Below are 11,579 nucleotides of genomic sequence, written 5' to 3' on the forward strand. Positions count from 1 at the left end.
GTTATATAAAGAAGATATTTAAATGATATTTAATTGATTGATATGTAAAAAGAAAGTATAATTTATGATTAATTAATGGAGGAGGTAATTGAAATGGGTGTACATCAATATTTTAAAAGATTATCAGATATGGAAAGACTTATAAGATTACCTGGAAAATTTAAATATTTTGAACACAATGTTGCAGCACACTCCTTTAAAGTAACTAAAATTGCTCAATATCTAGCAACAGTTGAAGAATATCATGGTCGAAAGATTAATTGGAAAAGCTTATATGAAAAAGCATTAAATCATGATTTCGCTGAAGTGTTTACTGGTGATATAAAAACACCTGTTAAATATGCGAGTAGTGAATTAAAAAAATTATTTTCGCAAGTTGAAGAAGAAATGGTAGAGACCTTTATTGAAGAAGAAATTCCATTACAATATAGAGATGTTTATAAGCAACGACTGCAAGAAGGTAAAGATGATTCATTAGAAGGCCAAATACTTTCAGTTGCTGATAAAATTGATTTGCTTTATGAAACATTTGGAGAAATACAAAAACGTAATCCCGAAGAATTATTTTTCGAAATTTATGAAATGAGTCTAGAAACAATTATTCAATTTGACCATTTAGCATCTGTACAAGATTTTATTAATAATATCATTCCAGAAATGTTGACTGAAAACTTTATACCTAGAACAGAATTAAGAGAAACAACCATGAACATTTTAAATAAAAGAAAAGAGGAAAATGAATGATATGGTATTTTAGCGCAGCATTCTTTCCATGTGTCTTGGTAGTATTATTTAGTGTAATAACAAGAAGTAAATGGGTCGGTACTATTCTGACATTAATTTTAATTGGTGCCTCAATCTATAAAGAGTATTTCCATAACGAGTGGATTATTTTTATTGATGTAGTGTCATTATTAGCTGGTTATTTAATTATAGATCAACTCGAATTTCATAAACATCAAGATGAAGATCGCTAAGATTAACTTTAAAATAATGTTTCAAACAAATTTGTTGAAACAAAACGATGATTAATATAATGTGTATTTACATACTAAAAATAACAAGATAAACGATTTGATTTAAGGCAAGCATAGTTAGCACAACTATGTTTGTTTTTCTTTGTTCGACATTTTTACGAACAAACGTTTGCTTTTTGTGTGGCTACTTTGCTAAAATATGTAATGAGAAAGCGAAGAGTTGAGCGGAAATATAAATAATACGTTGAAAGAGGAGGCATATGTGACAATGGTTGAACATTATCCTTTTAAAATACATTCTGATTTTGAGCCTCAAGGTGACCAACCGCAAGCAATTAAGGAAATCGTGGATGGTATTAAAGCGGGGAAAAGACATCAAACTTTATTAGGTGCAACTGGCACAGGGAAAACATTTACGATGAGTAATGTTATTAAAGAAGTTGGGAAACCAACGTTAATTATCGCACATAACAAAACATTAGCAGGGCAATTATATAGTGAGTTTAAAGAATTTTTTCCTGAAAACAGGGTGGAATACTTTGTAAGTTACTATGATTATTATCAACCTGAGGCATACGTACCGTCTACTGACACTTTTATTGAAAAAGATGCCTCAATCAATGATGAAATTGATCAACTACGACATTCTGCTACAAGTGCATTATTTGAACGCGATGATGTAATTATTATTGCTAGTGTAAGTTGTATATATGGTTTAGGTAATCCTGAAGAATATAAAGATTTAGTAGTAAGTGTTCGAGTTGGTATGGAAATGGATAGAAGTGAATTACTTAGAAAACTTGTAGATGTGCAATATACACGAAATGACATCGATTTCCAACGAGGAACGTTTCGAGTGCGTGGTGATGTAGTTGAAATATTCCCAGCCTCTAAAGAAGAACTTTGTATAAGGGTTGAGTTTTTCGGCGATGAGATTGACCGTATCCGAGAAGTTAACTACCTAACAGGTGAAGTGTTGAAAGAAAGAGAACATTTTGCGATATTCCCAGCTTCTCACTTCGTAACACGTGAAGAAAAGTTGAAAGTTGCGATTGAACGTATTGAAAAAGAATTGGAAGAACGATTGAAAGAATTACGAGATGAGAATAAATTACTAGAAGCGCAAAGGTTAGAACAGCGTACCAACTATGATTTAGAAATGATGCGAGAGATGGGATTCTGTTCAGGAATTGAAAACTATTCCGTACATTTAACTTTGCGACCACTGGGTTCGACACCGTATACTTTATTGGATTACTTTGGCGATGATTGGTTAGTAATGATTGATGAATCACATGTGACATTACCACAAGTTCGAGGCATGTATAACGGAGACAGAGCGCGTAAACAAGTTTTGGTGGATCATGGATTTAGATTACCGAGTGCATTAGATAACCGTCCACTTAAATTTGAAGAATTTGAAGAAAAGACAAAACAACTTGTGTATGTATCTGCAACGCCTGGACCATACGAAATTGAACATACGGATAAGATGGTTGAACAAATTATTCGTCCTACTGGTTTACTGGATCCTAAAATTGAGGTTAGACCTACTGAAAATCAAATTGACGATTTATTAAGTGAAATTCAAACAAGGGTTGAGCGTAATGAACGCGTACTTGTTACAACGCTCACTAAAAAGATGAGTGAAGATTTAACCACATACATGAAAGAAGCGGGTATTAAAGTTAATTATCTGCATTCAGAAATCAAGACATTAGAACGAATCGAAATAATTAGAGACTTACGAATGGGTACATATGATGTTATCGTAGGTATTAATTTATTAAGAGAGGGTATTGATATACCAGAAGTTTCTCTAGTTGTCATATTAGATGCAGATAAAGAAGGATTTTTACGTTCTAACCGCTCATTAATTCAAACAATAGGTAGAGCTGCGCGTAACGATAAAGGTGAAGTCATTATGTATGCCGATAAAATGACTGATTCGATGAAGTATGCAATTGATGAGACACAACGTCGTCGAGAAATACAGATGAAACATAATGAAAAACATGGTATTACACCTAAAACAATTAATAAAAAAATACATGATTTAATTAGTGCTACTGTTGAAAATGACGAAAATAATGACAAAGCACAAACTGTGATACCTAAGAAGATGACGAAAAAAGAACGTCAAAAGACAATCGACAATATAGAAAAAGAAATGAAACAAGCAGCGAAAGATTTAGATTTCGAGAAAGCTACAGAATTAAGAGATATGTTATTTGAATTAAAAGCAGAAGGGTGACAAGTAAATGAAAGAACCATCCATAGTAGTAAAAGGTGCTCGTGCGCATAACTTGAAAGATATTGATATCGAACTACCTAAAAATAAATTAATTGTTATGACAGGTTTATCTGGGTCAGGTAAATCGTCATTAGCATTCGATACTATATATGCTGAAGGACAACGACGTTATGTTGAATCATTAAGTGCCTATGCGCGTCAATTTTTAGGCCAAATGGACAAACCAGATGTTGATACAATTGAAGGATTATCGCCAGCAATTTCAATAGATCAAAAAACAACAAGTAAAAATCCAAGATCAACTGTAGCAACAGTAACAGAAATATATGATTATATACGTTTGTTATATGCACGTGTTGGTAAACCTTACTGTCCAAATCACAATATAGAAATTGAATCGCAAACAGTACAACAAATGGTTGACCGCATTATGGAATTAGAGGCACGTACAAAGATTCAATTATTAGCACCTGTCATCGCTCATCGTAAAGGTAGTCATGAAAAGCTAATCGAAGATATTGGTAAAAAAGGTTATGTACGTTTAAGAATCGATGGCGAAATTGTTGATGTAAATGATGTACCTACTTTAGATAAGAACAAGAATCATACAATAGAAGTTGTTGTAGACCGATTAGTTGTTAAAGATGGAATTGAAACACGACTAGCTGACTCTATAGAAACTGCGTTAGAGCTTTCAGAAGGACAATTAACAGTTGATGTCATTGACGGGGAAGACCTTAAGTTTTCAGAAAGCCATGCTTGTCCTATATGTGGATTTTCAATCGGAGAGTTAGAACCAAGAATGTTTAGCTTTAACAGTCCTTTTGGTGCTTGTCCGACATGTGATGGCTTAGGCCAAAAGTTAACAGTCGATGTAGACTTGGTTGTTCCCGACAAAGATAAGACGCTAAACGAAGGTGCAATAGAACCTTGGATACCGACGAGTTCTGATTTTTATCCAACATTGTTAAAACGTGTTTGTGAAGTTTATAAAATCAATATGGATAAACCTTTTAAAAAGTTAACAGAACGTCAACGTGATATTTTATTGTATGGTTCTGGTGACAAAGAAATTGAATTTACATTTACACAACGTCAAGGTGGTACTAGAAAACGAACAATGGTTTTCGAGGGTGTAGTTCCTAATATAAGTAGACGATTCCATGAATCTCCTTCAGAATATACACGTGAAATGATGAGTAAATATATGACCGAACTACCTTGTGAAACTTGTCATGGAAAGCGATTGAGTCGTGAAGCGTTATCTGTTTATGTAGGTGGTTTAAATATTGGTGAAGTAGTCGAATATTCAATCAGTCAAGCGCTGAACTATTATAAAAACATTGATTTGTCAGAACAAGATCAAGCGATTGCAAATCAAATATTGAAAGAAATTATTTCCCGACTCACTTTTTTAAATAATGTGGGACTTGAATATTTAACGCTAAACAGAGCTTCAGGTACACTTTCAGGTGGTGAAGCACAACGTATTCGATTGGCAACGCAAATTGGGTCGCGTTTGACTGGTGTCTTATATGTATTAGATGAGCCATCAATTGGACTGCATCAAAGAGATAATGATCGATTAATTAATACACTTAAAGAAATGAGAGATTTAGGAAATACTTTAATTGTAGTTGAACACGATGATGATACAATGCGTGCGGCTGATTACTTAGTGGATATAGGGCCTGGTGCTGGTGAACATGGAGGACAAATTGTGTCTAGTGGGACACCTCAAAAGGTAATGAAAGATAAAAAATCATTAACAGGACAATACTTGAGTGGTAAGAAACGTATTGACGTACCTGAATATCGCAGACCGGCTTCAGATCGTAAAATTTCTATACGTGGAGCTAGAAGCAACAATCTTAAAGGGATTGATGTGGACATACCACTATCAATCATGACGGTTGTTACAGGTGTATCAGGTTCTGGTAAAAGCTCATTAGTAAATGAAGTATTATACAAATCATTAGCTCAAAAAATTAATAAATCTAAAGTAAAGCCAGGATTGTACGATAAGATTGAAGGTATTGATCAACTTGATAAAATTATTGATATTGATCAATCACCGATAGGTAGAACGCCACGCTCTAATCCAGCAACATATACTGGTGTGTTTGATGATATACGTGATGTGTTTGCGCAAACAAATGAAGCTAAAATTCGAGGATATCAAAAAGGGCGTTTTAGTTTTAATGTAAAAGGTGGACGCTGTGAAGCTTGTAAAGGTGACGGTATTATTAAAATTGAAATGCATTTTTTACCTGATGTTTATGTTCCTTGTGAAGTGTGTGATGGTAAACGATATAATCGTGAGACACTAGAGGTTACTTACAAAGGTAAAAATATTGCTGACATTTTAGAAATGACTGTTGAAGAAGCAACACAATTTTTTGAAAATATTCCTAAGATTAAGCGCAAGTTACAAACACTAGTTGATGTTGGTCTTGGATACGTCACATTAGGTCAACAAGCTACAACGTTATCAGGTGGTGAGGCTCAACGTGTGAAACTTGCATCTGAACTTCATAAACGTTCAACTGGTAAATCTATTTATATCCTAGACGAACCAACAACAGGGTTACATGTTGACGATATTAGCAGATTATTAAAAGTATTAAATCGATTAGTTGAAAATGGTGACACTGTTGTAATTATTGAACATAACCTAGATGTTATCAAAACAGCAGACTATATTATCGACTTAGGTCCTGAAGGTGGTAGTGGCGGTGGTACTATTGTTGCGACTGGCACACCCGAAGATATTGCTCAGACAAAGTCATCATATACAGGAAAGTATTTAAAAGAAGTACTTGAACGAGATAAACAAAATACTGAAGATAAATAAGATTAAAAGAAGTGAAGGGTGTTGTAAATTTACCCTTCACTTCTTTTTATTAATTTAGTAATGAATAGTAGAAAGAAAAGATGCGTAAAAAGAATTATGTTAAGATAGGGTCAATCTAGAGTTGCTAAACATAAATCGAAACTGAGAGTGGGACAGAAATGATAAAGAATCACTAATGATTTATTATGTAGTGGTTCTTTGTCATTAGCCACAGCTATTGTGTACTTAAAAATAGGAATGCATGAGTGCAACTCATGCATAAGAAATACTAATTTCTAAAGAAAAAGTATTTCTTTATGTTGGGGCCCACCCCAACTTGCATTGTTTGTAGAATTTCTTTTCGAAATTCTCTGTGTTGGGGCCCCGCCAACTTGTATTGCCTGTAGAATTTCTTTTCGAAATTCTTTATGTTGGGGCCCCGCCAACTAATTACAATATATCATTGTAGAGCTTAGGTCATTGATTTATGGCTCGGACTTTTATGGCGATATGAACCATGTAAATTAAGCAAGCAATAAATTAATGATTGATATTGACTTGTAAAATAATAACAATAATGAACAATTAATATTTATTTTAGCTTTTCAATGTAGATTGGTGTTATATTTTTGATATGATAAGAAGAGATGTAAGAGTAGGGATAAATACAATTGAGGTGAACCCATGTTAACGACAGAAAAACTAGTTGAAACATTAAAGTTAGATTTAATCGCTGGTGAAGAAGGACTATCGAAGCCAATTAAAAATGCTGATATATCAAGACCAGGCTTAGAGATGGCAGGTTATTTTTCACATTATGCGTCAGATAGAATACAACTATTAGGAACAACGGAACTATCGTTTTACAATTTATTACCAGATAAGGATCGCGCAGGTCGTATGCGTAAACTATGCAGACCAGAAACGCCTGCAATTATTGTGACACGTGGATTGCAGCCACCAGAAGAATTAGTTGAAGCTGCAAAAGAATTAAATACCCCACTTATAGTTGCTAAAGATGCGACTACAAGTTTAATGAGTCGCTTAACAACGTTTTTAGAGCATGCACTTGCAAAGACGACATCTTTACATGGTGTTTTAGTAGATGTTTACGGTGTTGGTGTACTAATTACCGGTGATTCAGGAATAGGTAAAAGTGAGACTGCGTTGGAATTAGTTAAACGTGGGCATAGATTAGTAGCAGATGATAATGTAGAAATACGTCAAATTAATAAAGATGAACTAATAGGGAAACCACCAAAGTTAATAGAACATCTATTAGAAATACGTGGACTAGGTATTATCAATGTTATGACTTTATTTGGCGCGGGTTCAATATTAACTGAAAAACGAATTAGATTAAATATTAATTTGGAAAACTGGAACAAGCAAAAGTTATATGACCGCGTAGGTCTTAATGAAGAGACGCTAAGTATTTTAGATACTGAAATCACTAAAAAAACAATACCTGTAAGACCTGGTAGAAATGTTGCGGTAATTATTGAGGTCGCTGCAATGAACTATCGATTAAATATCATGGGCATTAACACTGCCGAAGAATTTAGTGAAAGATTAAATGAAGAAATTATCAAGAACAGTCATAAGAGTGAGGAGTAGGTTGAATGGGTATTGTATTTAACTATATAGATCCTGTGGCATTTAACTTAGGACCACTGAGTGTACGATGGTATGGAATTATCATTGCTGTCGGAATATTACTTGGTTACTTTGTTGCACAACGTGCACTAGTTAAAGCAGGATTACATAAAGATACTTTAGTAGATATTATTTTTTATAGTGCACTATTTGGATTTATCGCGGCACGAATCTATTTTGTGATTTTCCAATGGCCATATTACGCGGAAAATCCAAGTGAAATTATTAAAATATGGCATGGTGGAATAGCAATACATGGTGGTTTAATAGGTGGCTTTATTGCTGGTGTTATTGTATGTAAAGTGAAAAATTTAAACCCATTTCAAATTGGTGATATCGTTGCGCCAAGTATAATTTTAGCGCAAGGAATTGGACGCTGGGGTAACTTTATGAATCACGAGGCACATGGTGGACCGGTGTCACGCGCTTTTTTAGAACAATTACATTTGCCTAATTTTATAATAGAAAATATGTATATTAACGGCCAATATTATCATCCAACATTCTTATATGAATCCATTTGGGATGTCGCTGGATTTATTATCTTAGTTAATATTCGTAAACATTTAAAATTAGGAGAAACATTCTTTTTATATTTAACTTGGTATTCAATTGGTCGATTCTTTATAGAAGGATTACGTACAGATAGCTTAATGCTCACAAGTAATATTAGAGTTGCACAATTAGTATCAATTCTTTTAATTTTAATAAGTATAAGTTTAATTGTATATAGAAGGATTAAGTATAATCCACCGTTGTATAGCAAAGTTGGGGCGCTTCCATGGCCAACAAAAAAAGTGAAGTAGTGATATTTTGAGAAAATTTTTATCAAAAACACATCATCATACAAACCCTTTATGGCGTGTATACCGTCTTGTTAAATTTTCGAAAGTTTTTAAGAATGTAATTATCATTGAATTTTCGAAATTTATTCCAAGTATGGTACTGAAAAGACATATATATAAACAACTTTTAAATATTAATATCGGTAATCAATCATCGATAGCTTATAAAGTAATGTTAGATATTTTTTACCCAGAACTGATTACGATTGGTAGTAACAGTGTTATTGGTTACAATGTAACAATTTTGACGCATGAAGCATTAGTTGATGAATTTCGTTATGGACCAGTGACGATAGGATCTAACACTTTGATTGGTGCAAATGCTACCATTTTACCCGGTATAACGATTGGTGACAATGTAAAAGTTGCAGCTGGTACGGTTGTTTCAAAAGATATACCGGATAATGGATTTGCATATGGCAACCCTATGTATATAAAAATGATTAGGAGGTGACAATTTTATGGCGCAAAAGAATAATAATGTAATTCCAATGACTTTTGATGATGCATTTTATCGTAAAATGGCTAAACAGAAGTTTAAACAAAGAGAATATAAACGAGCTGCTGAATACTTTGAAAAAGTGTTAGAATTGTCACCTGATGATCTGGAAATTCAAATTGATTATGCACAATGTCTAGTGCAACTTGGTATTGCTAAAAAAGCAGAACATTTATTTTATGACAATATTATTTATAATAGGCATCTAGAAGATAGCTTTTATGAATTGAGTCAGCTCAACATTGAAGTTAACGAACCAAACAAGGCATTCTTGTTTGGTATTAATTATGTTATTGTTAGCGACGACCAAGATTATAGAGATGAATTAGATCAAATGTTTGATGTGAAATATCAAAGCGAAGAACAAATTGAACTTGAAGCTCAATTGTTTGTAGTTCAAATACTATTCCAATATCTTTTTTCTCAAGGTCGATTAAAAGATGCAAAGAATTATGTCTTACATCAACCACAAGAAGTTCAAGATCATCGTGTCGTACGTAATTTATTGGCAATGTGTTATTTATATCTCGGTGAATATGATACGGCTAAAGCATTGTACGAAGCACTATTACAAGAGGATAGTACAGATATATATGCATTATGCCATTATACTTTGCTACTTTATAACACTAAGGAAAATGAACAATATCAAAAATATTTAAAAATATTAAACAAAGTTGTACCTATGAATGACGATGAAAGTTTTAAATTAGGTATTGTATTAAGTTATTTAAAGCAGTATCGTGCATCACAACAATTGTTGTACCCTTTATATAAAAAAGGGAAATTTTTATCAATTCAAATGTACAATGCTTTAGCATATAATTATTATTATTTAGGTGAAGAAGACGAAAGTCATTACTACTGGGATAAATTGAAGCAAATTTCTAAAGTGGAAATTGGACATGCGCCTTGGGTAATTGAAAATAGCAAAGAAGTTTTTGACCAACATATTTTGCCATTACTTCAAAGTGATGACAGTCATTATCGTTTATATGGTATTTTTTTATTGGATCAATTAAATGGTAAAGAAATTGTGATGACGGAAAGTATTTGGCAGGTTCTGGAAAATCTAAATAATTATGAGAAATTGTATTTAACGTATTTAGTTCAAGGTTTAACGCTCAATAAATTAGACTTCATTCATCGCGGCTTGTTAACGCTTTACCAAAATGAATTATTTGTAAGTGAAAATGATTTAATGGTTGCATGGATTAATCAAGGTGAACTCATAATTGCTGAAAAAGTAGATTTAACTGATGTTGAGCCATATATCGGTGCGTTTATTTATTTGTATTTTAAAAATCAACCTCGAAACGTTACAAAGAAGCAAATTACAACATGGTTAGGCATAACACAATATAAACTGAACAAAATGATTGAATTTCTCTTGAGCATATAGATTTATGAAAAGTTAGATTTATTATATAATGCGCATAATGATTAATAATGAGGAGGCGTTAATAAAATGACTGAAATAGATTTTGATATAGCAATTATCGGTGCAGGTCCAGCTGGTATGACTGCTGCAGTATACGCATCACGTGCTAATTTAAAAACAGTTATGATTGAAAGAGGTATTCCAGGCGGTCAAATGGCTAATACAGAAGAAGTAGAGAACTTCCCTGGTTTCGAAATGATTACAGGTCCAGATTTATCTACAAAAATGTTTGAACACGCTAAAAAGTTTGGTGCAGTTTATCAATATGGAGATATTAAATCTGTAGAAGATAAAGGCGAATATAAAGTGATTAACTTTGGTAATAAAGAATTAACAGCGAAAGCGGTCATTATTGCTACAGGTGCAGAATACAAGAAAATTGGTGTTCCGGGTGAACAAGAACTTGGTGGACGCGGTGTAAGTTATTGTGCAGTATGTGATGGTGCATTCTTTAAAAATAAACGCCTATTCGTTATCGGTGGTGGTGACTCAGCAGTAGAAGAGGGAACATTCTTAACTAAATTTGCTGACAAAGTAACAATCGTTCACCGTCGTGATGAGTTACGTGCACAGCGTATTTTACAAGATAGAGCATTCAAAAATGATAAAATCGACTTTATTTGGAGTCATACTTTGAAATCAATTAATGAAAAAGACGGCAAAGTGGGTTCTGTGACATTAACGTCTACAAAAGATGGTTCAGAAGAAACACACGAGGCTGATGGTGTATTCATCTATATTGGTATGAAACCATTAACAGCGCCATTTAAAGACTTAGGTATTACGAATGATGTTGGTTATATTGTGACAAAAGATGATATGACAACATCAGTACCAGGTATTTTTGCAGCAGGAGATGTTCGTGACAAAGGTTTACGCCAAATTGTCACTGCTACTGGCGATGGTAGTATTGCAGCGCAAAGTGCAGCGGAATATATTGAACATTTAAACGATCAAGCTTAATTCGAGGTCGAATTAAGATGTTGAGTTGTAAGTTATTTGGATATTTATTTTAATAGTGTCATCACCTTGTTAAAATAATGTCTTACTTTTAAATTAAAGCAAATTATATAG

At 33.3% G+C, this 11,579-nt stretch carries 9 protein-coding genes; all 9 read left to right on the top strand.

Annotated elements, in window-relative coordinates; genetic code table 11:
- Positions 1-93 precede the first annotated feature (93 nt).
- The 9 genes from NSS86_RS02460 to trxB all read left to right on the top strand — a co-directional run bounded on the left by NSS86_RS02460 (position 94) and on the right by trxB (position 11,468).
- Positions 94-744 (top strand): YfbR-like 5'-deoxynucleotidase, encoded by a 651-nt coding sequence (locus tag NSS86_RS02460; RefSeq protein WP_000538141.1) that lies wholly within the window; start codon positions 94-96, stop codon positions 742-744.
- On the top strand, positions 741-977 hold the full coding sequence (locus NSS86_RS02465) for a CsbA family protein (RefSeq protein ID WP_000638419.1): 237 nt from the start codon (positions 741-743) through the stop codon (positions 975-977). Before NSS86_RS02460 ends, NSS86_RS02465 begins: the two co-directional genes overlap by 4 nt.
- A gap of 268 nt (positions 978-1,245) precedes the next feature.
- Positions 1,246-3,231, top strand: coding sequence for an excinuclease ABC subunit UvrB (gene uvrB, locus NSS86_RS02470; RefSeq protein WP_000229241.1), 1,986 nt, complete (start codon positions 1,246-1,248; stop codon positions 3,229-3,231).
- A 7-nt stretch (positions 3,232-3,238) separates the two neighbouring features.
- On the top strand, positions 3,239-6,085 hold the full coding sequence (gene uvrA, locus NSS86_RS02475) for an excinuclease ABC subunit UvrA (RefSeq protein WP_000662677.1): 2,847 nt from the start codon (positions 3,239-3,241) through the stop codon (positions 6,083-6,085).
- A 663-nt stretch (positions 6,086-6,748) separates the two neighbouring features.
- Positions 6,749-7,681, top strand: coding sequence for an HPr(Ser) kinase/phosphatase (hprK, locus tag NSS86_RS02480; RefSeq protein ID WP_000958224.1), 933 nt, complete (start codon positions 6,749-6,751; stop codon positions 7,679-7,681).
- Between the two features lie 5 nt (positions 7,682-7,686).
- Positions 7,687-8,526, top strand: coding sequence for a prolipoprotein diacylglyceryl transferase (gene lgt, locus NSS86_RS02485; protein ID WP_000513305.1), 840 nt, complete (start codon positions 7,687-7,689; stop codon positions 8,524-8,526).
- Positions 8,527-8,533: 7 nt separating this feature from the next.
- On the top strand, positions 8,534-9,019 hold the full coding sequence (locus NSS86_RS02490) for a DapH/DapD/GlmU-related protein (protein WP_001224793.1): 486 nt from the start codon (positions 8,534-8,536) through the stop codon (positions 9,017-9,019).
- Between the two features lie 7 nt (positions 9,020-9,026).
- Positions 9,027-10,466 carry a tetratricopeptide repeat protein gene (locus tag NSS86_RS02495; RefSeq protein ID WP_000057543.1) on the top strand — a complete coding sequence of 480 codons (1,440 nt, stop codon included), beginning with the start codon at positions 9,027-9,029 and terminating at the stop codon, positions 10,464-10,466.
- A gap of 66 nt (positions 10,467-10,532) precedes the next feature.
- Entirely contained in the window at positions 10,533-11,468 is a 936-nt protein-coding gene (gene trxB, locus NSS86_RS02500) for a thioredoxin-disulfide reductase (RefSeq protein ID WP_000134963.1), read from the top strand.
- Positions 11,469-11,579 lie beyond the last annotated feature (111 nt).

It is taken from the genome of Staphylococcus sp. FSL W8-0056 (assembly GCF_037963075.1).
GTDB classification, from domain to species: domain Bacteria; phylum Bacillota; class Bacilli; order Staphylococcales; family Staphylococcaceae; genus Staphylococcus; species Staphylococcus aureus.

What these genes read in the sequence shown, in the direction of transcription:
- lgt (WP_000513305.1), top strand. Translation starts at nt 7,687, where the DNA reads ATGGGTATTGTATTTAACTATATAGATCCTGTGGCATTTAACTTAGGA.
- uvrA (WP_000662677.1), top strand. Translation starts at nt 3,239, where the DNA reads ATGAAAGAACCATCCATAGTAGTAAAAGGTGCTCGTGCGCATAACTTG.
- NSS86_RS02495 (WP_000057543.1), top strand. Translation starts at nt 9,027, where the DNA reads ATGGCGCAAAAGAATAATAATGTAATTCCAATGACTTTTGATGATGCA.
- NSS86_RS02465 (WP_000638419.1), top strand. Translation starts at nt 741, where the DNA reads ATGATATGGTATTTTAGCGCAGCATTCTTTCCATGTGTCTTGGTAGTA.
- hprK (WP_000958224.1), top strand. Translation starts at nt 6,749, where the DNA reads ATGTTAACGACAGAAAAACTAGTTGAAACATTAAAGTTAGATTTAATC.
- uvrB (WP_000229241.1), top strand. Translation starts at nt 1,246, where the DNA reads ATGGTTGAACATTATCCTTTTAAAATACATTCTGATTTTGAGCCTCAA.
- trxB (WP_000134963.1), top strand. Translation starts at nt 10,533, where the DNA reads ATGACTGAAATAGATTTTGATATAGCAATTATCGGTGCAGGTCCAGCT.
- NSS86_RS02460 (WP_000538141.1), top strand. Translation starts at nt 94, where the DNA reads ATGGGTGTACATCAATATTTTAAAAGATTATCAGATATGGAAAGACTT.